The sequence below is a fragment of the Kitasatospora sp. NPDC008115 genome, from assembly GCF_042957205.1.
In the GTDB taxonomy this organism is placed as follows: domain Bacteria; phylum Actinomycetota; class Actinomycetes; order Streptomycetales; family Streptomycetaceae; genus Kitasatospora.
Genome location: NZ_JBIBHU010000034.1, coordinates 62,813 through 87,076, shown reverse-complemented (window position 1 = coordinate 87,076; position 24,264 = coordinate 62,813). Strand labels below are relative to the sequence as shown.

Here is a 24,264-nt window from a genome sequence, read left to right as displayed (position 1 = left end):
CGGTTACATTCCGAACCCGGAAGCTAAGCCTCACAGCGCCGATGGTACTGCAGGGGGGACCCTGTGGGAGAGTAGGACGCCGCCGAACAAATTTTCTGGAGAAGCCCCCGCCGGTCATCGGTCGGGGGCTTCTCTGTTGTAGGGTCAACATGCAGTAGTTGCTAGACGTGACAGGAGGCCCCCGGGTGGAGGTCCAGGAGACGCGGGTCCAGACCGATCGCGTCCTCACCATCCCCAACCTGCTGAGCATGGGCCGGCTGGTCGGTGTTCCGCTCTTCCTCTGGCTGATCCTCTGGCCGGTGTTCGACGGACCGAACAACGACGGTTGGGCCTTGCTGATCCTGATGCTCAGTGGCATCAGTGATTACCTGGACGGGAAACTCGCCCGGAGGTGGGGTCAGATCAGCCGGGTCGGGCAGTTGCTCGATCCGCTGGCGGACCGCCTCTATGTGTTCTCCACCCTCATCGGCCTGACCTGGCGTGAGATCCTGCCGTGGTGGCTGACGGCGATCCTGCTCGCCCGCGAGGTGTTTATCGCGGCGCTTCTGCCGATCCTCAACCGGCACGGCTACGGGCCGTTGCAGGTGAGTTTCCTGGGGAAGGCCGCGACATTCAACCTGATGTACGCCTTTCCGCTTCTGCTGCTCGGCTCCGGGGACACCTGGATCGCCCGGCCGGCCGAGATCGTGAGCTGGGGCTTCATCTGGTGGGGAACGGTCTTGTACTGGTGGGCCGCCATTCTCTACGCGGTGCAGGCGCGGCAGATCGTCCGCGGCCGTGCGGGCTCCTCCGTGTCCACGGTCTGAGACGTGATCTGAGAGAATTCCCACGGCGACACGGTGCGTCGGACGATACCTTCCGGGTAGACCACCTCTGGAACGGTTTGATGGACCCACAGGGTCCACCACCGCGAAGGAGGACGCACCCGTAATGAAAGCCGTTGTTATGGCAGGGGGCGAAGGCACTCGACTTCGCCCGATGACCTCCAGCATGCCGAAGCCGCTGCTTCCGGTCGCCAATAGGCCGATCATGGAACACGTGCTTCGGCTGCTGAAGCGGCACGGTCTCTCCGACACCGTCGTGACCGTCCAGTTCCTGGCCTCACTGGTGAAGAACTACTTCGGTGACGGTGAAGAGCTGGGCATGCATCTCACCTATGCGAACGAGGAGACCCCACTAGGCACTGCGGGGAGTGTCAAGAACGCCGAGGACGCTCTCAAGGACGACTCCTTCCTGGTGATCTCCGGCGACGCGTTGACGGACTTCGACCTCTCGGAATTGATCGAGTTTCACCGCAGCAAGAACGCACTGGTAACCGTCTGTCTCACCAGGGTGCCGAATCCCCTGGAGTTCGGTATCACGATCACCGACGACGAGGGCCGGGTCGAGCGCTTCCTGGAGAAGCCGACCTGGGGGCAGGTCTTCTCGGACACGGTGAACACCGGTATCTACGTGATGGAGCCCGAGGTCTTCGACTACGTCGCGGCCGGCGAGTCCGTGGACTGGTCGAGTGACGTGTTCCCGCAGCTGCTCAAGGAGGGCAAGCGGGTCTACGGCTACGTGGCCGAGGGCTACTGGGAGGACGTGGGCACCCACGAGAGCTACGGCAAGGCCCAGGCGGACGTCCTGGAGGGCAAGGTCGACGTCGAGCTCGACGGGTTCGAGATCTCGCCCGGCGTCTGGGTGGCCGAGGGCGCCGAGGTGGACCCGGAGGCCGTGCTGCGCGGGCCGCTGTACATCGGCGACTACGCCAAGGTCGAGGCCGGCGTGGAGCTGCGCGAGCACACCGTGCTCGGCAGCAACGTCGTGGTGAAGCGCGGTGCCTTCCTGCACAAGGCGGTCGTCCACGACAACGTCTACATCGGGCCGCAGAGCAATCTGCGCGGCTGCGTGGTCGGCAAGAACACCGATGTGATGCGGGCCTCGCGGATCGAGGACGGTGCGGTGATCGGGGACGAGTGCCTGGTCGGCGAGGAGTCGATCATCGCGGCCAACGTCCGGGTCTACCCGTTCAAGACCATCGAGGCCGGCGCGGTCGTCAACACCTCGGTGATCTGGGAGTCCCGGGGCCAGGAGCACCTGTTCGGGGTGCGCGGTGTCTCCGGCATCCTCAATGTCGAGATCACCCCGGAGCTGGCCGTCCGGCTGGCCGGGGCGTACGCGACCACCCTGAAGAAGGGGGCGACCGTCACCATCGCGCGTGACCACTCGCGTGGTGCGCGCGCCCTCAAGCGGGCGATGATCTCCGCGTTGCAGACCAGCGCGATCGACGTCCGCGACCTGGAGAACGTGCCGATGCCGGTGGCCCGGCAGCACACCGCGCGGGGCAGCGCTGGCGGGATCTTCCTGCGGACCACCCCCGGGGTGCCGGACTCGCTGGACATCCTGTTCTTCGACGAGCGCGGCGCCGACCTGTCCCAGGCCGGCCAGCGCAAGCTCGACCGGGTCTACGCGCGCCAGGAGTACCGGCGGGCCTTCCCGGGCGAGATCGGCGACCTGACCTTCCCGTCCAGCGTCTTCGACGCCTACGCGGGCAACCTGCTGCGGGCCGTGGACACCACGGGCGTGCGGGAGGCGGGCCTGAAGGTGGTCGTGGACACCGCGCACGGCAGCGCGGGCCTCGTTCTGCCGAGCATCCTCGGCCGGCTCGGGGTGGAGGCGCTGACCGTCTCCAGCGGGCTCGACGAGGCACGGCCCACCGAGGACGCCGAGGAGCGGCGGGCCGGGCTGGCGAGGCTCGGCGAGCTGGTCGCCTCCTCGCGGGCGGCCTTCGGCGTGCGCTTCGACCCGGTGGGCGAGCGGGTGGCCTTCGTGGACGAGCTGGGCCGGGTGATCGACGACGACCGGGCGCTGCTGGTCCTGCTGGACCTGGTCGCGGCCGAGCGGCGGAGCGGGCAGGTGGCACTGCCGGTGACGACGACCCGGATCGCCGAGCAGGTCGCGGCGTACCACGGCACCCAGGTCATCTGGACCACCACGACGCCGGACGACCTGGCCAAGGCGGCCTCGACCGAGGGCACGGTGTTCGGCGGCGACGGACGCGGCGGTTTCGTGGTGCCCGAGTTCAGCGGGGTGCTGGACGGGGCGGCGGCCTTCGTCCGGCTGGTGGGCCTGGTGGCCCGCACCCAGCTCACGCTGAGCCAGATCGACGCGCGGATCCCGCAGGCGCACATCCGCCGACGGGACATCGCGACGCCGTGGGCGGCGAAGGGCATGGTGATGCGCTCGGTGGTGGAGGCGGCCGGCAGCCGGCGGCTGGACACCACGGACGGCGTCCGGGTGGTCGAGGCGGACGGGCGCTGGACGCTGGTCCTGCCGGACCCGGCCGAGGCGGTCACCCACCTGTGGGCCGAGGGTCCGGACGACGCGGCGAGCGAGGCCCTGCTCGACGAGTGGGCTGCGGTGGTCGACAGCGCCGGGCGGTGAGCCCGCGGCGGGGCGGGACGGCGGTGGCCGTCCCGCCCCGCTGTCCGTTTCGGGCGGTTGGTCACGGTCCGCCGGATTTGGCATGTATGCAGCTCAGGGGGCGTGCGCGAGGCCCTCGTGCGACATGGGACGATGGTCCGCATGTCATCGACGCCGGGGCAGGGTGCCAGCAGTGGACGGTACAACCGTCCGGATGCCTCGATGTCCTTGCTGACCAATGTGATGGACCACAGCCTGGACGAGGGGTACGCCGAGGCGGCGGCCGCGCGGGGCGGGGACGGGCCGTACCGGATACCCGGGACGGCGCGCGGGATGCTGACGCTCGGCGCCGGGCTGGCGCTCGTGGGCGCGGTCGTCACGGTCGGGGCGGTGAACGCGCACAAGGCGGAGCCGACGCTGGCCAAGGAGCGCGACGCCCTGATCCACCGGATCAACGATGCCAACGGCTCCGCCGACCACCTCCAGCAGCAGGTCCAGGACCTGCGCCGGAAAGTGGAGAGCACCCAGCGGCAGGCGCTCGCCGCGGGCGAGGGCGACTCGGCGGCGGTGGCCGGCGCGGTCGGCCTCGGCGAGGTGACCGGCCCCGGTGTGAAGCTGGTGGTGGAGGACGCGCCCGGCACCGGCGCCGGCGGGAACGTCGACCCGCGCGCCGGGCAGGGCTTCTCCAACAGCGGGCGCCTGCGCGACCGCGACCTGCAACTGGTGGTGAACGGGCTCTGGGCCTCGGGCGCGGAGGCGGTCTCGATCAACGGGCAGCGGCTCACCGCGCTCTCGGCGATCCGCGCGGCCGGTGAGGCCGTGCTGGTGGACAACCGGCCACTGGTGCCGCCGTACACCGTGCAGGCGCTCGGGGACGGTACGCGGCTGGTGAGCGCCTTCGAGAGCGCCATGGCGGGCCAGTACCTGCGGCTGCTCCAGGAGAAGTACGGCATCAAGTCGACCATCTCGGCGCAGAAGAACCTCACGCTGCCCGCGGCCGTCGGCGTCACCCTGCGGACCGCGCAGCCCGCCACCCCCGAGGCCTCGCCGACCGCGAGCCCGACCGCGGGCCCGGGCGCGAATCCGTCCGGGAGCCCGACCGGGGGCCCGTCCACGAGCGCGAGCCCGAGCGCCGGCCCGAGCGGGACCGCGACGGGCAGCCCGTCGGCCACGGCCTCGCCCTCGCCGAAGGCCGGCGGCAAGCGCTCGCCCAGCGCCCCGGCTACCAAGCCCGCGACCTCCCGCCCGACCACCGCGACCACCACCGGGTCGCCCTCCGCAGCGACAGGAGCAGCTACACCGTGATTGCCGTACTGGGTCTCGTGATCGGGGTCGTCGTCGGACTCTTCGTCCAGCCCGAGGTGCCCGACGTCGTGGTGCCCTACCTGCCGATCGCGGTGGTGGCGGCGCTGGACGCGGTGTTCGGCGGCGTCCGCGCGATGCTGGACGGGATCTTCGACGACAAGGTGTTCTTCGTCTCGTTCCTCTCGAACGTGGTGGTGGCGGCCCTGATCGTCTTCCTGGGCGACCAGTTGGGCGTCGGCTCGCAGCTGTCCACGGGTGTGGTCGTCGTCCTCGGCATCCGCATCTTCTCCAACGCCGCGGCGATCCGGCGCCATGTCTTCCGTGCCTGAGCCGGGCCGCGGGCGCGCGGCGGAGGAGAAGACGGACGGATCGGCGGGAGAAGTGGTGCAGGACGAGAAGCGAGGGGAAGACCCCGGGGGCGAGGCGGTGACCGCGCCGTTCGCGAAGGCAGCGAAGGCCGCGCCGCGGGCCCCGGAGGAGGCCCCGAGGGCCGGGTCTGACGCTGAGCCTGAGGGTGAGACCACGGGTGGGCTCGGGGGAGAGACCGCCGGGGAGAACGCCCGGCCCGTTCCCCGGCGCGCCCCCGCGGTGACGCCTGCGCCCGCGCGTGCGCCGGAAGTGACGGCGGAGACCCCTGGTGCGGACTCCGGGAAGCCGGAACCCGAGGAGGAGCCGGAGCCCGAGGACGACCACGAGGAGCCCGAGCAGGCGCCGATGTCGGTGTCCGCGCACACCATCGACCGGCACGCCGCACGGCGGCGGCTGGTGGCCGCGCTGTGGCCGCCGAGGCTGTCGCGCGGTCAGCTGGTGGTGGCCCTGCTGCTGTTCTCGCTCGGCCTGGGGCTGGCGATCCAGGTCCGCTCGACCAACGACCACCACAGCCAGTTGCGCGGCGCGCGCCAGGAGGACCTGGTCCGCATCCTCGACGAACTGGACAGCCGCCAGCAGCGTCTCCAGCAGGAGAAGGCGGAGTTGGAGCAGTCCCTGGCCAAGTTGGAGAACAGCTCCAACCAGGCCAAGGAGGCCCAGGAGCAGACCAGGAAGAAGGCGACGGAACTCGGCGTCCTCGCCGGGACCGTGCCGGCCACCGGTCCGGGCATCGTACTGACGGTCGATGATCCCCAAGGGCAGGTGAAGGCGGATATGCTGCTGGACACCCTGCAAGAACTTCGAGCGGCGGGGGCGGAGGCGATTCAGATCAACGATGTGCGCGTGGTGGTCAACACCTACTTCACGGACGTGTCCGGCGGTGTGCAGATCGACGGCAAGAAGGTCTCGGCGCCCTACCGCTTCACCGTCGTGGGAAATCCGCAGGACCTCACGCCCGCGTTGAACATTCCGGGAGGTGTCGTCCGTACCCTGGAGAGTCACCAGGCACGCGCGACGATCTCCCAGCAGCAGAAGGTGCTCGTCGACGCCCTCGTCGATCCGAAGACTCCGCAGTACGCCAAGCCGGCTCCGAAGTGACCGTCATGTTCGGAGTGCCACTCCAGCCGGCCCGGTCCCTGACCGGGCCCGCACCCTGTCCGAGGTTCTCACCCTGCCCCACGGGCGGGTCTGTCACACGCAAGGGGATTCGCCCGTGAGTTTCTTCTCGAAGTTGTTCGGTCGTAACAAGGGCCGCAACGCGGCCGCGGCGGAGGCGCCGACCGCGCTGCACCGCCGGGACGACGAGCCCGCCGTGCCGGGCATGCGCTCCGCCCCGGAGGGCGCGGAGTACGCCGAGCGTCCGCTGTTCCGCGACGGCGCCGGCGCCCAGTACGCGGGGAATCAGGCGGGCTACGGCGCGTCGGTTGACCCCTCCGGTGCCCCGCGCATAGGTTTCCCGACAGGACCCTCAACCTCTGGTGGAGGGTTTGCCCCGGACCCGTACGCCGGGCACAACCCGTCGGGTGTGCCGCGCCAGGAGGCTGTGAACATGGCTGGCCCCACTCCGTGCCCCCGGTGCGGCAACCCGAACCCGGCCTCGGCGCGGTTCTGCTCCAACTGCGGTACGGCGCTGCGCGGCGGGCTGCTGCCGGAGGGGTCGGCCGAGACCACCTCGACCATCTCGATCTCCGGCCTGGAGTCCTACGACCCCAACACCACGACCGGGACCGGCACGCCGGCGCTCTCGGCCGAGGTGCTGGCCGCGATCGACGCGCTGCCCCCGGGCTCGGCGCTGCTGATCGTCCAGCGCGGCCCGAACTCCGGCAGCCGGTTCCTGCTGGACTCGGACAAGACCACGGCCGGGCGTCACCCGCAGGGTGACATCTTCCTGGACGACGTCACGGTCTCCCGCAAGCACGTGGAGTTCCGCCGGACGCCGGGCGGCGGCTTCACCGTCGCCGACGTCGGCAGCCTGAACGGCACCTACGTCAACCGGGAGCGGATCGACGAGGTCGCCCTGAACAACGGCGACGAGGTGCAGATCGGGAAGTACCGGCTGGTCTTCTTCGCCAGCCACAACCGGGGGTACTGAAACCAACGTCGGCAGGAGCCCGAGTGAGTACGAACACCCCTTCCTCTCCGCTCGGGGCGGCCACCCCCGCGTCGCCCGGCCCCCGGCCGGACCAGGGCGCGCGGGGGGTGGTCGCGGCCCCCAGGCAGCCGGTCCGTCCGGACCGGCCCGCCGGGCGGCGGCGCGGTGGTGACGAGCTGTTGAGCATCGGCGCCGTACTGGCCTTCCTGCGCGACGACTTCCCCGAGGTCACCATCTCCAAGATCCGCTTCCTGGAGGCGGAGGGGCTGGTCGAGCCGCAGCGCACGCCCTCGGGCTACCGCAAGTTCAGCCCGGCCGACGTCGAGCGGCTGGCCTACGTGCTGCGGATGCAGCGCGACCACTACCTGCCGCTGCGGGTGATCCGCGAGCACCTCGACGCGATCGAGCGCGGCGAGAACCCGCCCGCGCTGCCCGCCGCGGACGCCCGGCCCGGGCCGCTGGAGGAGGCGGACCGCGAGCTGACCGCCTCGGCCGAGGCCTCCGCCGGGGTCCGGCTGGGCCGGGCCGAGCTGCTGGCCGCCGCCGAGGCCGGCGAGGCCGAGCTGGCCGAGTGGGAGTCCTACGGGCTGGTCGCGCCCGGTCCGGACGGCGGCTACGACGGCGAGGCGTTGCAGGTCGCCCGGCTGGTCGCCGAACTCGGCCGCTTCGGGCTGGAGCCGCGCCACCTGCGGGCCATGAAGGCCGCCGCGGACCGGGAGGTCGCGCTGGTCGAACAGGTCGTGGCGCCGCTGCGGCGGCACCGCAACCCGCAGACCAGGGCGCACGCCGAGGCCACCGCCAGGGAGCTGGCGACGCTGTCGGTGCGGTTGCACGCGGCGATGGTCCAGGCGGGCCTGCGGATCCGTTCCTGACCCTCACCGTTCGTGCCCACCTCGCTGACCAGCGTCGTCGGCGCTGCGCTTTCATATCCGGGTCGGGAGCCATAGGGTTGCCTGTGTGAATGAGCTCGACGTCGTGGGTGTCCGGGTGGAGATGCCTTCCAACCAGCCGATCGTGCTGCTGCGGGAGGTCGGGGGCGATCGGTACCTGCCGATCTGGATCGGCCCCGGCGAGGCGACCGCGATCGCCTTCGCCCAGCAGGGCATGACGCCGGTGCGCCCGCTGACGCACGACCTGTTCAAGGACGTCCTGGAAGCGCTGGGCCAGCAGCTCACCGAGGTCCGGATCACCGATCTGCGCGAGGGTGTCTTCTACGCCGAGCTGGTCTTCGCCGGCGGGGTGGAGGTGAGCGCCCGGCCGTCCGACGCGATAGCGCTGGCGCTGCGCACCGGCACGCCGATCTTCGGGAGCGAGGAGGTGCTCGCCGAGGCGGGCATCGCGATCCCGGACGAGCAGGAGGACGAGGTCGAGAAGTTCCGCGAGTTCCTCGACCAGGTGTCGCCGGAGGACTTCGGCGGGGGCGGCCCGCAGTAGGGGCGAGGAGCGGCCCCTTGGGCGCTGCGGAACCGGCCTGTGGGCCGATGTGCCGCAGGGATACGGCTGTTTTGCCAAAACGCATCCGCCTACCCACACTAGGGGCACGAAAAACCACTCTCCTGAGTGACGCGGTCTGTTCGGCTCGGCGTGGCGATCGTTGACGGGCCATAGGGGACTGCCTACCGTCACAGGAGGGGCTACCCGGGTGTCCGATCGCCCGCGGTCTGGGTTGCCCGCAGCACGAGTGGACGGAGGTAGGCATGACCGGCACTGGCGATGAAGTGGCCGCGGGAGGCCTGTGCGCCGTGCACCTGCCGCGCACCACCCGCACGGTGACCGAACTGCCCCGGACGGCGGAACTGCCCAGGGTGGGCCGGTTCCCGGCGGTACAGCCCGGCCAGCCGGCCCTGGAGCGGCTGTCACCGACGTCCGAGCTGATCGGCTACCGGGGTCCGACCGCCTGCGCGGCGGCCGGGATCACCTACCGCCAGCTGGACTACTGGGCCCGCACCGGACTGCTGGAGCCCAGCGTCCGTTCGGTGTACCCGGTGAGCAGCCAGCGGCTCTACAGCTTCCGCGACATCCTGCTGCTGAAGATCGTCAAGCGGCTGCTGGACGCCGGCGTCTCGCTGCAGAACATCCGGGTGGCGGTCGCCCATCTGCAGGCCGCCGAGATCGCCGATCTGGCGGGTCTGACGCTGATGTGCGACGGCGCGACGGTGTACGAGTGCACGACGCCCCAGCAGGTGGTCGACCTGATGAAGGGCGGCCAGGGGGTCTTCGGGATCGCGGTCGGCGCGGTCTGGCGGGAGCTGGAATTGACCCTGGTGCGGCTGCACGCGGAACGGACGGACACCGGCGAGACGGTGGTCGGCCACGACCCGGCGGACGAGCTGGCGCAGCGGCGCAACCGGGCGGTCTAGGAGGAATCGAGCGACGCCGTGGGCCCGGACGGGGAACCGTCCGGGCCCACGGCGTCGTCGTGCCCGGTGAGCGCCGGACGAGCCAGGTGGGCCGGCCGAGGGAGGGAGGGCATGTGCGGTTCGGTTCCGGGATTCCCGCGCTGGTGGCGCGCAGGGCGGTGCGGCTGGGCCTGCGGCTGCGCCGGCGGCAGGCCCAGCGGCGGCTGTTCCAGCTGGTGACGGTCGGCTGCTCGCTGGCGCTCGCGCCGAGCGCCTGGCTGTGGCTGGCGGCGGGGGACCGGGTGGGGACGGTGGCGAGCGCGCCGTCCGCGCCGGTGGCCGTGGTGTTCGGCGCCGGGCTGTTCGACGGCAGGCCGTCGCCGTACCTGGCGCACCGCCTGGACGCGGCGGTGGAGCTGTACGGGGCGGGGAAGGTCCAGGCGATCCTGGTGACCGGGGACAACGGCCGGACGAGCTACGACGAGACCGACGCGATGCGCGGCTACCTGATCGAGCACGGGGTGCCGGAGGTCCGGGTGGTCGGCGACTACGCGGGGTTCGACACCTGGGACTCCTGCACCCGGGCGCACCGGATCTTCGGGGTGGACCGGGCGGTGCTGGTGAGCCAGGACTTCCACGTCCGCCGGGCGCTGGCGCTCTGCGAGGCGGCGGGGATCGAGTCGTACGCGGTGGGGGTGCCGGAGGCGCGCGACGCCACCTGGCTGTACGGCGGGTTCCGGGAGATCCCGGGGGCCGGGAAGGCGGCGCTGAACGCCTGGCTGCGGCCGGACCCGCTGTTCCTCGGCCCGCGCGAGCACGGCATACCGCGGGCGCTGGCGGACGCGGGCCCGGAGCGGTCGGCGCGCTGAGGCGCGGGCCGGGTTCGGCGGCGTTGTCGGACCCGTACGGCATGATCGGCAGGTGCGGTCACTGCCGAGCATCATCCACCTCGACATGGACGCCTTCTTCGCGTCGGTGGAGCAGGCGGCCAAGCCGAGCCTGCGCGGCAAGCCGGTGATCGTCGGCGGGCTGGGCGGGCGCGGGGTGGTCTCGACCGCCTCCTACGAGGCACGGCGGTTCGGGGTGCACTCGGCGATGCCGACGGCGCAGGCGCGCCGGCTCTGCCCCAACGCGGCCTTCCTGACCGGGCGCTTCGAGGCGTACCGGCAGGTGAGCGAACTGGTGATGGCGCTGCTGCGGGAGCTGTCGCCGCTGGTGCAGCCGCTGAGCCTGGACGAGGCCTTCGTCGACCTGGAGGCCGGTCCCTACGGCCCGGTGCTGGCCGAGGCGGAGCACGGCACGGGGGAGCGGCTGGTGCTGGCCCTGGCGGAGGACCTGCGGGCGGACATCGAGCGGCGTACCGGGCTGACCGCCTCGGTCGGGGCCGCCGGGTCGAAGCTGATGGCCAAGATCGCCTCCGAGCGGGCCAAGCCGGACGGGCTGGTGCTGATCGAGCCGGGGCAGGAGCGGGCGGTGCTCGGGCCGATGCCGGTGCGGGCGCTGCCGGGGATCGGCCCGGCCACCGAGCAGGTGCTGCGCCGGGCGGGCCTGAACACGGTGGCCGAGCTCGCCGAGGCCGGTGAGACGGAGCTGGTGCAGCTGTTGGGCAAGGCGCACGGGGCAGGCGTCCACCAGATGTCCATAGGCCTGGACGACCGGCCGGTGGTGGCGGACCAGGACGCCAAGTCGGTCTCGGTGGAGGACACCTTCGAGGTGGACCTGGCCGACCGGGACCGGGTGCTGCGGGAGGTGGAGACCCTTGCGCTGCGCTGTGCGCGGCGGCTGCGGGGCGCCGGGCGCTCGGGGCGGACGGTGGTCCTCAAGGTCCGGCGCTTCGACTTCTCGACGCTGACCCGCTCCGAGACGCTGCGCGGCCCGACGGACGACGAGACGGTGATCGTCGAGACGGCCCGGCGGCTGGCCTCGCAGGTGGACATCACGGGAGGGGTGCGGCTCCTGGGCGTCGGGGTGGCGCAGCTGGCCGACTACACCCAGGAGGACCTGTTCGCGCAGGCCGTCCGGGAGGAGGCGCAGGCCGCGGCGGCCGAGGGCGCCGGGGCGGAGGAGGAGCCGGAGGCGGTCGAGGAGGAGGCCGCGGTGGCGCGGCGCTGGCTGCCCGGGCAGGACGTGCGGCACGCGGAGTACGGGCCGGGGTGGGTGCAGGGCAGCGGAGTGGGGCGGGTGACGGTGCGCTTCGAGACGCCGTGGAGCGGGCCCGGGCGGGTGCGGACCTTCGCGATCGAGGACCCGGCGCTGGAGCCGGCCCGGCCGCTGCCGCTGCGCGAGGACTGGCCGACGGAGGCTGGGCAGGAGGACGGCCACTGAGCCGAAGCGGCCCCACCCGGCGCGGTGCCGGGTGGGGCCGTTCGCGGATCCGGGCCGCGGACGGTCGCGATGCCCTCGGCGACCGTCCGGGTCCGGTCCCCGCGCCCTGTCCCTGGGCGCGGGGCGGACGCCTCGTCAGGCGTCGGTCTTCACCGGCTCGCGGCCGGAGGCCGGGTCCGCCGTCCGCTCGCCGACGGTCACGCTGGTGACCGGCTTGACGGTGCGGATGAGGAACGGGACGGCGCCGGCCACGACGCAGACCACGGCGGCGGTCCAGAACGCGTGCCGGTAGGCGTCCAGGGTGGGCAGCGAGACCGGGATCGGCAGCTTCATGGTGTCGCCGGTGAGGATGGCGGCCATGACGGCGGTGCCGATCGCGCCGCCGACGGTGCGCAGCACGGCGTTCATGCCGTTGGCGATGCCGCTCTGCTCGACCGGGACGGCGCCGTTGATGTAGGCGGGCATCGCCGAGAAGGCGAGGCCGATGCCGAGGCCGAAGATCGCCGAGGCGAGGTAGATGTCGCCCTCGTGGCTGTGCCGCAGGGCCAGGTAGGCCATCGCGACGGCGCCGAGGACGCCGCCGAGGACCAGCGGCAGGCGGGGGCCGCGGCGGGCGATCAGCAGGGCGCCGAGCGGGGCGGCGACCATCGAGCCGAGGGCGGAGGGCAGCAGCATCACACCGGCGTGCAGCACGGTGGCGGTGAAGCCGTAGTGGGCGAGCTTCTCCGGGGTCTGGGCGAAGTTGCTGATGACCATGAACGAGCCGTACATGCCGAAGCCGATCAGCAGGCCGGCCAGGTTGGTGAAGGCGACGGCCGGGCGGGACATCATCTTCATGTCGACCAGCGGGTGCGTGACCTTGACCTCGATGACGCCCCAGATCAGGGCGACCACGGCGGCGACGGCGAACAGGCCGAGGGTCCTGGTGGAGGTCCAGCCCCAGGTGTTGCCCTGGCTGACCGCGACCAGCAGGGCGGAGAGCCAGCCGGCGAGGGTGAGCGCGCCGAGCGGGTCGGCGCCGCCGTCCTTGTCGGTGACCGGGTCGGTGGGCACCCGCAGGGCGACCAGGGCGACCGCGATCAGGCCGAAGACCAGGCCCATCCAGAAGATGGACTTGTAGCTCCAGTGCTCCAGCAGCAGGCCGGTGGCGACCAGGCCGAGGCCGCTGCCGACGCCCATCGAGGCGCTGATGGCGGCGACGCCGCCGGTGACCTTCTGCTTGGGCAGTTCGTCGCGGACGATGCTGATGGCGAGCGGCAGCACGCCACCGCCGGCGCCCTGGAGCACGCGGGCGACGACCAGCCAGGTGAAGGAGTGGGTGGAGACCGCGAGTGCGGAGCCCGCGACCAGGCCGGCGAGCGAGATCAGCAGCATCGGCTTGCGGCCGCGCAGGTCGCCGAAGCGGCCCAGCAGGGGGGTCAGCACGGCGGCCGACAGCAGGTTGGCCGTCATCAGCCAGGTGATGCTGGAGCCGGAGACGTCCAGTTCCTTGGCGAGCGAGGGCAGGATCGGGACGACCGCGGTCTGCACCACGCTAAACGACAGCATCGCCAGGATGAGGGCCGGCAGGACCCGGGCGCTGCTCTGCTTCTCGGCCGCGGTGGTGGGCTGTGGTGCCTCACTCACGGTTGCTTCCTCCCGTACATAGTGAATGAACTGAAGTAACCATGCCGGGAGATACTTCAGAGTGTCAAATATTCATTGGTTAAGCTTTGGTAAAAAGGAAGGACCCCGGCCTGGGCGGCCGGGGTCCCGTGGAACCGGGGGTAAAGGCGGTCAGACGAGCGGTCTGGCCGGCACCTGACGGGCCGGGTTCTGTGCGGCGGTGGGCGGCGACGACGGGGCGGCGGGGGTGGTCGCGACGTTGTCGTGGATCTCGACCTGCTCGCGCCGCAACTCCTCGCGGACCACCTCCTCGGTGGTGTACCGCTCGATCACCAGGCGGACCCGTTCGACCGGCGCCAGGTACTTGCGGACCACCGGGCGCTCCTCGCGCACGGTGACCTCCTCCACCGCCTCGGCGATCTCCTTCTCGTCGAGCGCGGCCCGCTCGGCCTCGCCGACCGGGATCCGTTCGACCCGGACCCGCTCGCGGACCACCGGGACCCGGCGCTCCACGTGCTCGCTGGTGACGTACTTGCGCAGCTTGGCGGTGCCGATCACGTGCCACTCGGTGGTGATGTCCAGGCGCTCCTCACGGCAGGTGATCTCCACCCGGCCGGTGGGGGAAGCGGTGGCCGGGCCGCTCTCCGGGCGCGAAGTCCGCGGCTGCGGATGCGGCTCGACGGCCGGGTGCGGGGCGGCGGGCGCGGGCGCCGGCGCAGGCGTGGGGGCCGGGGCCGGTGGTGGTGCGGCCGCGGCGGGAGCCGGGGCCGGGGTGACGGGCGCCGCGGGGGTGACGGGCGCGGGGGCGGCGAGGGGCCGGATGTGCGTCTCCGGGGCGGGGTCGGCCGGCTTGTCGAGGTCGCCCGCCCGGTGGAAGGTGAGCTGCTTGGCCGGACGGGAGGCGTTGGTCCTGTGGCCCGCGCCGGTCCCGTTGGTGGCGCCGGGCGTCCCGTTCGAGGCGGGCGCGCCGTTCGGGGCGGGCGCGCCCGCCGTGCCGGTACCGGCCGTGGTGCCGAAGTCGAGGTCGGCGGCCTCCGCCTCCGGGGCCACGCCCGGTGCGGCCGGCCGGCCCTCGCTCGGGGTGTCCAGCCCGTAGTAGCGGTAGAGCTGGAGCTCCTGGGCGGGCGACAGGTGCTGGCCCACGCCGAAGTCCGGTGAGTCCTTCACCAGGGACTTGTCGTACGGCACCCGCAGCTCGTCGCCGGAGAACTCGCTCGTGGTCAGGGGGACGAACGCGTCCCGGCCGAAGATGCCGGTCCGGACGGCGGCCCACTCGGGCCGGCCGGTGGCGTCGTCCAGGTACACCTCGTCGATGGTCCCGATCTTGTCCCCGTTGCGGTCGACCGCCTTGTGGCCGATCAGGTCCCGTGGGTCGATGTCGGTCTGCACTCTCTTCTCCTCCAGTGCGGTGAGCTCGCGGAACGCCCGCAGGACAGCGCCACTTCACACCAAAAGCCATGAACCGGACGCCCGCGACCGGGGCGCGGCCGGACGGGCGCGGGGCTGCGCCGACCGGGTCACCGGCCCCGTCAGCAACGAAGTCGCCGGACGGCCTGACGCAGCCGTGATCGCGGTGCCTCCCGCTGGTACCCTGGGCGCGACCGCCGAGCCCGCTCGGGAGAGTCCCCGACAGCGGAAGCCGCTGGTCGGGGCGCCGAAGGAGCAACTCCTCCCCGGAATCTCTCAGGCATCCGTACCGTGCGGGATAGGTCACTCTGGAAAGCAGGGCAGGATCGCGGGCGAGGGAGCCGGCGGACCCCACCCTCACCGACGGTGCAAGCCGGCGGGGCGTCCCACGGCGCCCCGTGCGGGCGAAGCTCTCAGGTCCCGATGACAGAGGGGGAGGCCTGTCGGGTTCGTCCGACCGGTCGCTCCGCTGTTGCCGCAGCGGTGAGGCGGCCGGCGTGCGCACCCCCGCCGGTCCGTGACCAGGAGGCCTCGACCACCATGAACGCCCAGCCGAACTCGGGACGCCCCACCACCCCCGCGACCCTCACCGAGCTCGAACAGGCCAGCCCCTTCGAGAACCGCCACATCGGCCCCGACGCCGCCGCGCAGGAGAAGATGCTGGCCCAGGTCGGCTACGGCTCGCTGGACGAGCTGGCCACCGCCGCCGTCCCGGAGGCGATCCGCTCGATCACCGCGCTGGACCTGCCCGCAGGCCGCAGCGAGTCCGAGGTCCTCGCCGAACTGCGCGAACTGGCCGGCCGCAACTCCGTGCTCACGTCGATGATCGGCCTGGGCTACTACGGCACCTTCACCCCGCCGGTGATCCTGCGCAACGTCATGGAGAACCCGGCCTGGTACACCGCGTACACCCCGTACCAGCCGGAGATCTCGCAGGGCCGCCTGGAGGCGCTGCTCAACTTCCAGACCCTGGTCTCCGACCTGACGGGCCTGCCCACCTCCGGCTCCTCGCTGCTGGACGAGGGCACCGCGGCCGCCGAGGCGATGGCGCTGGCCCGCCGCGTCACCAAGGTCAAGGGCGGCGTCTTCCTGGTCGACGCCGGGACCCTGCCGCAGACCGTCGCGGTGATCAACACCCGCGCCGTGCCCACCGGCGTCGAGGTCGTCGTCGCCGACCTGTCCGAGGGCATCCCGGCCGAGATCGCCGAGCGCGGCGTCTTCGGCGTGCTGCTCCAGTACCCCGGCGCCACCGGCGTGGTCCGCGACCTCGCCCCGGTGATCGAGCAGGCCCACGGCCTGGGCGCGATCGTCGCCGTCGCCGCCGACCTGCTCGCGCTGACCCTGCTGAAGTCCCCGGGCGAGCTCGGCGCCGACATCGCCTGCGGCACCTCCCAGCGCTTCGGCGTCCCGATGGGCTTCGGCGGCCCGCACGCCGGATACCTCGCGGTGCGCGCCGAGTACGCCCGCTCGCTGCCCGGCCGCCTGGTCGGCGTCTCCGTCGACTCCGACGGCAACCGCGCCTACCGCCTGGCCCTGCAGACCCGCGAGCAGCACATCCGCCGCGAGAAGGCCACCAGCAACATCTGCACCGCCCAGGTGCTGCTCGCCGTGATGGCCTCGATGTACGCCGTCTACCACGGTCCGGACGGCCTGGCCGACATCGCCCGCCGCACCCACCGCTACGCCGCCGCCCTCGCCGAGGGCCTGCGGGCCGGCGGCGTCGAGCTGCTGCACGGCGAGTTCTTCGACACCGTCACCGCGGTCGTCCCGGGCCGCGCCGCCGAGATCGCCGCCGCCGCGCGCGCCAACGGCATCAACGTCTTCCAGGACGGCGCCGACCGGATCTCGGTCTCCACCGACGAGACCACCACCCGCGAGCACCTGGCGGGCGTCTGGGCCGCGTTCGGCGTCGAGGGCGCCGAGGTGGCGGAGGGCGCCGACGCGCTGCCCGCCGCGCTGCTGCGCGAGGACGAGTACCTGACCCACCCGGTCTTCCACAGCCACCGCTCGGAGACCGCCATGCTGCGCTACCTGCGCCGCCTGTCGGACCGGGACTACGCGCTGGACCGCGGCATGATCCCGCTGGGCTCCTGCACCATGAAGCTCAACGCGACCACCGAGATGGAGTCGGTGACCTGGCCGGAGTTCGGCCAGCTGCACCCCTTCGCGCCGGTCGACCAGGCCGAGGGCTTCCTCACCCTGATCCGCGGGCTGGAGCGCCAGCTGGTCGAGGTGACCGGCTACGACGCGGTCTCCATCCAGCCGAACGCCGGTTCCCAGGGCGAGCTGGCCGGCCTGCTGGCCGTCCGCGCCTACCACCACGCCAACGGCGACACCCAGCGCGACGTCTGCCTCATCCCGTCCTCCGCGCACGGCACCAACGCCGCCTCCGCGGTGATGGCCGGCATGCGCGTGGTCGTGGTCAAGACCCTGGTCGACGGCGACGTCGACGTCGAGGACCTCAAGGCCAAGATCGAGCAGCACCGCGACAGCCTCTCGGTGCTGATGGTCACCTACCCGTCCACCCACGGCGTGTACGAGACCCAGATCACCGAGATCTGCGGCCTGGTGCACGAGGCCGGCGGCCAGGTGTACGTCGACGGCGCCAACCTCAACGCGCTGGTGGGCCTCGCCAAGCCGGGCAAGTTCGGCGCGGACGTCTCGCACCTGAACCTGCACAAGACCTTCTGCATCCCGCACGGCGGCGGCGGCCCGGGCGTCGGCCCGGTCGCGGTGCGCGCGCACCTCGCGCCGTACCTGCCGAACCACCCGCTCCAGGAGGAGGCCGGCCCGGCCACCGGTGTCGGCCCGATCTCGGCCGCCCCGTGGGGCTCGGCGGGCATCCTGCCGATCTCCTGGTCGTACGTCCGGCTGATGGGCGGCGAGGGCCTCAAGCGCGCCACCCAGGTCGCGGTGCTCAGCGCCAACTACATCGCCAAGCGGCTGGCCCCGCACTTCCCGGTGCTCTACACCGGCCCCGGCGGCCTGGTGGCGCACGAGTGCATCATCGACCTGCGCCCGCTCACCAAGGAGACCGGCGTCACGGTGGACGACATCGCCAAGCGCCTGATCGACTACGGCTTCCACGCGCCGACGATGTCCTTCCCGGTGGCCGGCACCCTGATGATCGAGCCGACCGAGTCCGAGGACCTGTACGAGATCGACCGGTTCTGCGACGCGATGATCGAGATCCGGGCCGAGATCGACAAGGTCGGCTCGGGCGCCTGGGCGGCCGACGACAACCCGCTGCACAACGCCCCGCACACCGCCGCCACCCTGGCCGGCGACTGGGCGCACGGCTACACGCGGCAGGAGGCGGTCTTCCCGGCCGGCGTGAACCCGGCGGACAAGTACTGGCCCCCGGTCAGCCGGATCGACGGCGCGTACGGCGACCGCAACCTGGTCTGCTCCTGCCCGCCGCTGGACGAGTACGGCGTCTGACCGGCGCACGGCACACGGCAGGGCCCCGGCGGATCCGTCCGCCGGGGCCCTGCCCTTCGCGCTCGTTCCCCCGTGGAGTGCCGGCGGCTCAGACCGCGCTCGCGGCCGGACGGCGCGGGGCGATCACCCGGCCGTCGGGCAGCAGCTCCCCGGTGTCCTCGAACAGCAGGACGCCGTTGCAGAGCAGGCTCCACCCCTGCTCCGGGTGGCAGGCCACCGGGACGGCGGCCTCGCGGTCCTCGGACTCGGCCGACGGGCACTCAGGACGGTGCTGGCACATACGCGTACCCTCGCTTCGCTCTGCGATCCTCCCCGTGATGCGGTGCCGCCGGTGGCCGGCGGGCACCGCCGCGGTGGTCGGATTCTGTCCGGCGCCGGCCCAGGTGTGGACCAGCGCTCAAGTGGGTAGGACAGGAGGTCCTTCCACGCTGGTTCCCAGTGTCGGCATCTGTGGACGCGAGCGCAGCGATTTCGTGACATGCGCCACAACCCCCGGGCAGAGATCACCCGTTCAGGTGGTCGGGGGCCGAATGCGGCGCCGGACGGGCCATCCGGCGAACGGCCCGGTCGGGCCATGCCGGATGGCCCGTCCGGGTGTCGGACGGCCCGGGGGCCGGGACCTCAGTGCGCCCCGGAGGCGAGCCGGGCGCCGTCCGCCGTACCGAGCAGCAGCGGACGGGGGTCGACCTGGACCCGGGCGACGGGCGTACGGGCCAGCAGCGGCAGCACCTCGGCGGCCGGGTGGGCGCGGTGCGCGGTGACGCCCATCGGTGCCGGGGCCAGCGGGATCAGCAGATCGGTGCCGGGCCCGCCGTCCGGGCTGTGCAGCCACAGGGCCGTCGCGTACTGGCCGGGGAAGGTCAGCAGCCGCGGCTGGCAGCGGAACCGGGCGGACTGGGCGAGCTGCCAGGCCTCCCGCAGTGCCCGGAGCGTGGAGTCCAGGTACGGGCCGGCGGTGAAGTGGGAGAAGGTGTGCCCCTCCGCCCCCTGCACCACTTCGGCGGCGGCCGCCACCTCGGTGCCGTCCTTGACGAGGAAACGCCAGCCCGTGCGCCGGGCGGCGGCGAGTTCGGCCCGCGGCCCCTCCAGAACGTGGACGGCGAGCGGGTGCGCGGGGAGGAGCGGCCCGGTCGGATGACGCAGCGCGGCGGCGGCGGGCTGGCGCAGCGCGGTCTCCGAGTCGAGCGCGGCCAGGACCGCGCGCAGGGCACTGGGTGGGGGCTGGGGGGACTGCAGAGTCATGGCAAGGTCGCCTCTCCGTGCGAGATCGGCGTGCGAGTGCGGCATACCGGCATGGCTGGCTGGTGCGTCGACGGTGACGGGACCTGGGCCTTGTCCGGTTGGGCAGGATCGCGGTGCCGGCGCGGCCGTTGTCGCCGGGGATCTCGCGGCGATGGCGGGCCGGGCCGTGGCGCAGTGCGAATTCTACTCGAACAGGTGCGCAGGGTGACCTGTTTATCACAGGCGGTGGCCCCGGGCAAGTCGGCAGATGCGCTGAAACGGCATCAGTTTCCTTGCAATGCAAGCCAATCGAAGCGATCGGGTATCGATCTTCGGGGTGGGCATGATGCTTGCACGGTCGGGGGCCGGCCGGCTCAGGAGGAGGAGACCATGGGCGAGAAGGTCGTGGCGACCCGGGCGGACCTTTCGGACCGGCAGATGTACCGGCGCAAGCTCCAGTCCTGCCTCGACGCGCTCGGCCGGATGCTGCGCGAGGACCGTTTCGACCGTCCGAAGGGCGTCCTGGGGGTGGAGATCGAGCTCAACCTGGCCGACGAGCAGGGCCTGCCGCTGCTGAACAACGCCCAGGTGCTCACCGCGATCGGCTCCGCCGACTTCCAGACCGAGCTGGGCCGCTTCAACATCGAGGTCAACATCGCGCCGCACCGGCTCTTCGGGCACGTCTTCGAGGAGCTGCGCGAGGAACTCGACACCGGGCTGCGCTACGCCGACCGGCGGGCCGCGGAGGCCGGTGCGCGGATCGTGATGGTCGGCATCCTGCCGACCCTGGAGCTGGACCACACCGGGCTCGACGCGATGTCCCACAACCAGCGCTACAGCCTGCTGAGCGACCAGATCCTGGCCGCCAGGGGCGAGGACATCACGCTGGACATCGAGGGTGTCGAGCACCTCCAGCTGGAGTCCATCACCATGGTCGCCGAGGCCGCCGCGACCTCGCTGCAACTGCACCTCCAGGTGACGCCGCAGCGGTTCTCCTCGGTGTGGAACGCCGCCCAGGCGATCTGCGGCCCGCAGCTCGCGCTCGGCGCCAACTCGCCGTTCCTGTTCGGGCGGGAGCTGTGGCGGGAGACCCGCCCGGTGCTCTTCCAGCAGGCCTGCGACACCCGTTCGGCGGAGCTCAAGGCGCAGGGGGTGCGCCCGATCACCTGGTTCGGCGAGCGCTGGGTGGACTCGGCGTACGACCTGTTCGAGGAGAACCTGCGCTACTTCCCGGCGCTGCTGCCGATCTGCGACGACGAGGACCCGGCCAAGGTGCTGGCCTCCGGCGGCATACCGAGGCTGGCCGAGATGCGGCTGCACAACGGCACCATCTACCGCTGGAACCGGCCGGTGTACGACGTCAGCGGCGGGGTGCCGCACCTGCGGGTGGAGAACCGGGCGCTGCCGGCCGGGCCGACGGTGGCCGACACGCTCGCCAACGCGGCGTTCTTCTACGGCGTGGTGCGGGTGCTGGCCGAGCAGTCCCGGCCGATCTGGACCAGGCTGCCGTTCGAGAAGGCCGACGAGAACTTCCAGCAGGCGGCCAGGTACGGCGTCGACGCGGTGTTCCAGTGGCCGCGCTCGGGCCGGGCCGGGCGCGGCGGCGGGCTGACCACCGTCCCGGCCGTCGACCTGGTGCTCAACGAGCTGCTGCCGATGGCCTACCAGGGCCTGGACGCGTGGGGCGTGGAGCCGGCCGACCGGGACCGCTACCTGGGCATCATCGAGCAGCGCTGCCTGCGCCGGGTCAACGGCGCGTCCTGGCAGAGCGCGACCTTCCACCGGCTGCGCGAGCAGTACGGGATGGACCGGCCGGCCGCGCTGGCCGCGATGACCCGGCGGTACATGGAGCACATGCGCGGCGGCGAGCCGGTGCACACCTGGCCGGTGGGGTAGCGGGCCCGGGCCCGCGGGGCGCGCTGTGGAAGGATGACCGCTCCGGTCCGCCGACGGCCCGCCGCCGGCGACCGGAGCACAGCCCGTCCGCCGCCGCCCGTGCTGGAGCACCCCCGTGACGACCGTCCCGACCGTACCGGAGACCGCGAAGCCGACCCGCCGCCTGCTCGGGGTGGAGCTGCTGACCGTCCTCGGCCTCTCGCTCGGGGCGAGCGGCATCGGCGCGCTGATCAGCTTCACCGGCTCGCTCACCGAGACGCTGAAGCTGGGCCAGCAGGTGGCCACCCTGAACGGCTCGCGCGCCCCCGGCCGGCCCTGGCTGGACCTGGTCTGGCAGCTCTACTACATCGGCCGCGGCCTGATGCCGGTCGTCCTGGTCGGCTACCTGCTGGTGCGCGAGGGCGTGGCGCTGCGGGTGCTCGGCTTCGACCTCGGGCGCAAGCTGGGCGACCTCGGCCGGGGCGCGGCCGTCGCGGCGGCGATCGGCGGCTCGGGGCTGGCGCTCTACCTGGGCTCGCAGGCGGCCGGCTACAACCTGACGGTGGCGCCGTCCGGGCTGCCGGACGTCTGGTGGCGGATCCCGGTGCTGCTGCTGTCGGCCTGGCAGAACGCCATCCTGGAGGAGGTCGTCGTCCTCGGCTACCTGCTGCGCCGACTGGGGCAGCTGGGCTGGTCGTGGCCGGCGGCGCTGGCCGCGAGTTCGCTGCTGCGCGGCTCGTACCACCTGTACCAGGGGATCGGCGGGCTGGTCGGCAACATCGTGATGGGCGTGGTGTTCTGCCTGCTGTACCGGCGGTGGGGGCGGGTGATGCCGCTGGTGGTGGCGCACGCGCTGATCGACACGGTGGCGTTCGTCGGGTACGCGCTGCTCGCCGGGCACGTCAGCTGGCTGCCCACCGGCTGAGCGGGGGCAATGCCCCGGGGCGCGGCGGGCGGGACAGCAGCCGGTCCACGTGGTGGCGTTCGAGGCCCTGGCCCGGGTCGACGGCCAGCAGCAGGCGGTCGCGGCGCCAGAGCGAGTTGCGGACCAGCCTGGGCGGGATGACGTCGTCGACCCAGGCGAACGGGCGGCCGGACGCGTACCGCAGCAGGGGCGCCCACTTGCGGGCGGAGAGCAGCTCCATCAGCGGCACGCGCGGGTCGCCGGGCTGCGGGACGTAGCCGGTGAAGCGGACGTGGGGCAGCTCGGGCAGGCCGATCGCCGGGGAGATGTGGGTGTTCGCGTGCTCTTCCCACGTGGTCGCCCAGACCAGTTCGTAGGTGCCGGCCAGCTCGCGCAGCCAGGCGCCGTGCCGGGCGGAGAGCAGCACGGTGTAGCCGAACAGGGTGTGGGTGTCGAAGTCGGCCTCGGGGGCCGGGCAGACCGGGTTGAGCACACCGTCGACGTCAAGGAACAGCAGTGGCTTGGGCATCGGGCGTCTCCCAGGTCTCATCCGTCGTCACCTGGTCGGACGTGCCGCGCCCGCCGGCGGTTGCCCGCCGGAGGGCGCATGCGGGGGGCGCACGGGGTGCGTCCGGGCGGTTCAGCCGGTGGCGGCGGGGGCCGGGACCGCGTCGGCGGGCGCATCGGCCGGGGCGGTGGGGCGCCGGGAGAGCCGGCGGACCTGCGGCTCCAGCAGCACGGCGGCGCTGAACACCAGGGAGATCAGCGCGCAGGCCCAGAGCGCGCCGGACAGGCCGAGCCGGTTGGCGACCGGGCCGGCGAGCGCGGTGCCGATCGGCGCCAGCGAGAGCGAGCCGAGTTCGTCGTAGGCGGTGATCCGGGAGAACGCCTCCGGGGGTATCTCCTGCTGAAGCGCGATCATCCAGTTGACGCTGAAGACGGTGACGCCGACGCCGGAGAGGAACATCGCCGCGCAGAGCACCGGCATCGGCGCGGACGCCGCCAGGGCGAGCGCCGGGACGCCGAACAGGAAGACGCCCCAGTTGCCGACCAGCAGGATCCGGCGCGGCTGCCAGCGGGCCATCAGCAGGCCGGTGGCGACCAGGCCGACGCCGTAGGCCGCCATCGCCAGGCCCCAGTCGCGGGCGCCGCCGAGGTGTTCCTTGGCGAAGGCCGGCCCGTAGACCGTCTCGACCGCGCCGACGCAGGCGACCAGCACCGAGAACTGGAGGACGATCACCCAGAGCCAGCGCCGGGAGGAGAACTCCTGCCAGCCCTCGCGCAGGTCGCGGAGCATGCCGCCGCCCTCGGCCGGGGCCGTCGGGGCCTGCGGCTCCAGCAGGAAGCGCAGCGCGGCGGCGACCAGGAAGCAGACGGCGTCCAGGGCGAGCACCCAGCCGGCGCCGACCGCCGCCGTCAGCGCGCCGCCGAGCGCGGCGCCGCCGATCTGCGAGCCGTTGAAGCCGATCCGGTAGACCGAGAAGGCCCGGGCGGCGTGCTCGGGGGCGACGCTCTCCATGATCATGCCGCCGGCGGCGGGGGAGTAGAACGCGTAGCCGGCCCCGGCGCCGGCCGAGAGCAGCATCAACTGCCAGAGGGCCGGCTCGCCGGTCAGCACCAGGGCGGCCAGGGCGCCCTGGGAGACGGCGCTGAACAGGTTGGCGGCGACCATGATGTGGTGGCGCGGCAGCCGGTCGGCGAGCGCGCCGCCGACCATCAGCAGCAGGACGGTCGGCAGCAGCCGGGCGGCGGTGACGTAGCCGACGTCGGCGGTGGAGCCGCCGCCGTCCATGATGGCGAAGGCGGTGGCGATGGGGGCGCCGGCGTTGCCGAGGCCGCTCACCACGGTGGCGGCGGTCTGGATCCGGAAGTTGCGGCTCGCCCACGCGAAGCGGTCGGCCGGGGAGGTCGGGGGGTGGCTCTGCACCCCGTGACTATGCCGGGGAGGGTGGTCCGTGTCCATCCAATAACGGGGT

Annotated in this window: 18 protein-coding genes, 1 rRNA gene, 3 pseudogenes and 1 riboswitch; of the genes and pseudogenes, 15 read left to right on the top strand and 7 right to left on the bottom strand. The window is 72.6% G+C overall.

Annotated elements, in window-relative coordinates:
* The 12 genes and pseudogenes from rrf to ACFZBX_RS32480 form a co-directional block, all read left to right on the top strand.
* Window positions 1–88: ribosomal RNA gene (gene rrf, locus ACFZBX_RS32535) — 5S ribosomal RNA — on the top strand; the annotation flags it as partial.
* 97 nt (window positions 89–185) lie between these two features.
* Window positions 186–806, top strand: a complete 621-nt coding sequence (locus tag ACFZBX_RS32530; RefSeq protein WP_391537392.1) for a CDP-alcohol phosphatidyltransferase family protein — start codon at window positions 186–188, stop codon at window positions 804–806.
* Between the two features lie 124 nt (window positions 807–930).
* Window positions 931–3,426, top strand: coding sequence for a sugar phosphate nucleotidyltransferase (locus ACFZBX_RS32525; protein ID WP_391537391.1), 2,496 nt, complete (start codon window positions 931–933; stop codon window positions 3,424–3,426).
* 132 nt (window positions 3,427–3,558) lie between these two features.
* Window positions 3,559–4,440: pseudogene (locus tag ACFZBX_RS32520) on the top strand (DUF881 domain-containing protein); the annotation flags it as partial.
* 266 nt (window positions 4,441–4,706) lie between these two features.
* Complete coding sequence (locus ACFZBX_RS32515; protein ID WP_380281460.1) at window positions 4,707–5,039, top strand: small basic family protein; 333 nt, start codon at window positions 4,707–4,709, stop codon at window positions 5,037–5,039.
* A gap of 55 nt (window positions 5,040–5,094) precedes the next feature.
* Window positions 5,095–6,177 (top strand): DUF881 domain-containing protein, encoded by a 1,083-nt coding sequence (locus tag ACFZBX_RS32510; RefSeq protein ID WP_391537390.1) that lies wholly within the window; start codon window positions 5,095–5,097, stop codon window positions 6,175–6,177.
* A gap of 115 nt (window positions 6,178–6,292) precedes the next feature.
* The gene (locus tag ACFZBX_RS32505) at window positions 6,293–7,171 is read left to right on the top strand and encodes an FHA domain-containing protein (protein ID WP_391537389.1); all 879 of its coding nucleotides are present in this window, start codon (window positions 6,293–6,295) and stop codon (window positions 7,169–7,171) included.
* A gap of 179 nt (window positions 7,172–7,350) precedes the next feature.
* The gene (locus ACFZBX_RS32500) at window positions 7,351–8,043 is read left to right on the top strand and encodes a MerR family transcriptional regulator (protein WP_391537396.1); all 693 of its coding nucleotides are present in this window, start codon (window positions 7,351–7,353) and stop codon (window positions 8,041–8,043) included.
* A gap of 85 nt (window positions 8,044–8,128) precedes the next feature.
* Complete coding sequence (locus tag ACFZBX_RS32495; RefSeq protein ID WP_380763719.1) at window positions 8,129–8,605, top strand: bifunctional nuclease family protein; 477 nt, start codon at window positions 8,129–8,131, stop codon at window positions 8,603–8,605.
* Between the two features lie 263 nt (window positions 8,606–8,868).
* Complete coding sequence (locus ACFZBX_RS32490; protein ID WP_380763721.1) at window positions 8,869–9,531, top strand: MerR family transcriptional regulator; 663 nt, start codon at window positions 8,869–8,871, stop codon at window positions 9,529–9,531.
* 143 nt (window positions 9,532–9,674) lie between these two features.
* Window positions 9,675–10,379: a vancomycin high temperature exclusion protein gene (locus ACFZBX_RS32485; protein WP_391537395.1), complete on the top strand. Its 705-nt coding sequence runs from the start codon at window positions 9,675–9,677 to the stop codon at window positions 10,377–10,379.
* A 52-nt stretch (window positions 10,380–10,431) separates the two neighbouring features.
* Entirely contained in the window at window positions 10,432–11,835 is a 1,404-nt protein-coding gene (locus ACFZBX_RS32480) for a DNA polymerase IV (protein WP_391537388.1), read from the top strand.
* 135 nt (window positions 11,836–11,970) lie between these two features.
* Here the strand turns inward: ACFZBX_RS32480 and ACFZBX_RS32475 are convergent, their stop codons facing one another.
* The 3 genes and pseudogenes from ACFZBX_RS32475 to ACFZBX_RS32465 all read right to left on the bottom strand — a co-directional run.
* Window positions 11,971–13,461: an MFS transporter gene (locus ACFZBX_RS32475; RefSeq protein ID WP_391537387.1), complete on the bottom strand. Its 1,491-nt coding sequence runs from the start codon at window positions 13,459–13,461 to the stop codon at window positions 11,971–11,973.
* 150 nt (window positions 13,462–13,611) lie between these two features.
* Window positions 13,612–14,031, bottom strand: a pseudogene (locus ACFZBX_RS32470) (DUF2382 domain-containing protein); the annotation flags it as partial.
* A gap of 408 nt (window positions 14,032–14,439) precedes the next feature.
* Window positions 14,440–14,829 (bottom strand): annotated as a pseudogene (locus ACFZBX_RS32465) (PRC-barrel domain-containing protein); the annotation flags it as partial.
* Between the two features lie 216 nt (window positions 14,830–15,045).
* Window positions 15,046–15,149, top strand: a riboswitch (glycine riboswitch).
* Window positions 15,150–15,387: 238 nt separating this feature from the next.
* Between ACFZBX_RS32465 and gcvP the strand changes: the two are divergent.
* Window positions 15,388–18,288: an aminomethyl-transferring glycine dehydrogenase gene (gene gcvP / locus ACFZBX_RS32460; protein WP_391537386.1), complete on the top strand. Its 2,901-nt coding sequence runs from the start codon at window positions 15,388–15,390 to the stop codon at window positions 18,286–18,288.
* An 88-nt stretch (window positions 18,289–18,376) separates the two neighbouring features.
* On the opposite strand, the gene ACFZBX_RS32455 is transcribed toward gcvP, so the two are convergent.
* Window positions 18,377–18,568, bottom strand: coding sequence for a DUF5999 family protein (locus tag ACFZBX_RS32455; RefSeq protein WP_266273201.1), 192 nt, complete (start codon window positions 18,566–18,568; stop codon window positions 18,377–18,379).
* 341 nt (window positions 18,569–18,909) lie between these two features.
* Window positions 18,910–19,530, bottom strand: coding sequence for a hypothetical protein (locus ACFZBX_RS32450; protein WP_391537385.1), 621 nt, complete (start codon window positions 19,528–19,530; stop codon window positions 18,910–18,912).
* Window positions 19,531–19,899: 369 nt separating this feature from the next.
* Here ACFZBX_RS32450 and ACFZBX_RS32445 point away from each other — a divergent pair, with 369 nt between their 5' ends.
* Window positions 19,900–21,405 (top strand): glutamate--cysteine ligase, encoded by a 1,506-nt coding sequence (locus tag ACFZBX_RS32445; protein ID WP_391537384.1) that lies wholly within the window; start codon window positions 19,900–19,902, stop codon window positions 21,403–21,405.
* A 115-nt stretch (window positions 21,406–21,520) separates the two neighbouring features.
* Window positions 21,521–22,309 (top strand): CPBP family intramembrane glutamic endopeptidase, encoded by a 789-nt coding sequence (locus tag ACFZBX_RS32440; protein ID WP_391537383.1) that lies wholly within the window; start codon window positions 21,521–21,523, stop codon window positions 22,307–22,309.
* Here ACFZBX_RS32440 and ACFZBX_RS32435 read toward each other — a convergent pair.
* Window positions 22,287–22,817, bottom strand: coding sequence for an HAD domain-containing protein (locus ACFZBX_RS32435; RefSeq protein ID WP_391537382.1), 531 nt, complete (start codon window positions 22,815–22,817; stop codon window positions 22,287–22,289). The two genes, ACFZBX_RS32440 and ACFZBX_RS32435, sit on opposite strands and share 23 nt — an antisense overlap.
* 111 nt (window positions 22,818–22,928) lie before the next feature.
* Window positions 22,929–24,215 carry an MFS transporter gene (locus ACFZBX_RS32430; protein ID WP_391537381.1) on the bottom strand — a complete coding sequence of 429 codons (1,287 nt, stop codon included), beginning with the start codon at window positions 24,213–24,215 and terminating at the stop codon, window positions 22,929–22,931.
* Window positions 24,216–24,264: the final 49 nt, after the last annotated feature.

Coding starts and splice junctions, on each gene's coding strand:
- ACFZBX_RS32435 (WP_391537382.1), bottom strand. CDS start 22,817: ATGCCCAAGCCACTGCTGTTCCTTGACGTCGACGGTGTGCTCAACCCG.
- ACFZBX_RS32445 (WP_391537384.1), top strand. CDS start 19,900: ATGGGCGAGAAGGTCGTGGCGACCCGGGCGGACCTTTCGGACCGGCAG.
- ACFZBX_RS32490 (WP_380763721.1), top strand. CDS start 8,869: ATGACCGGCACTGGCGATGAAGTGGCCGCGGGAGGCCTGTGCGCCGTG.
- gcvP (WP_391537386.1), top strand. CDS start 15,388: ATGAACGCCCAGCCGAACTCGGGACGCCCCACCACCCCCGCGACCCTC.
- ACFZBX_RS32455 (WP_266273201.1), bottom strand. CDS start 18,568: ATGTGCCAGCACCGTCCTGAGTGCCCGTCGGCCGAGTCCGAGGACCGC.
- ACFZBX_RS32450 (WP_391537385.1), bottom strand. CDS start 19,530: ATGACTCTGCAGTCCCCCCAGCCCCCACCCAGTGCCCTGCGCGCGGTC.
- ACFZBX_RS32525 (WP_391537391.1), top strand. CDS start 931: ATGAAAGCCGTTGTTATGGCAGGGGGCGAAGGCACTCGACTTCGCCCG.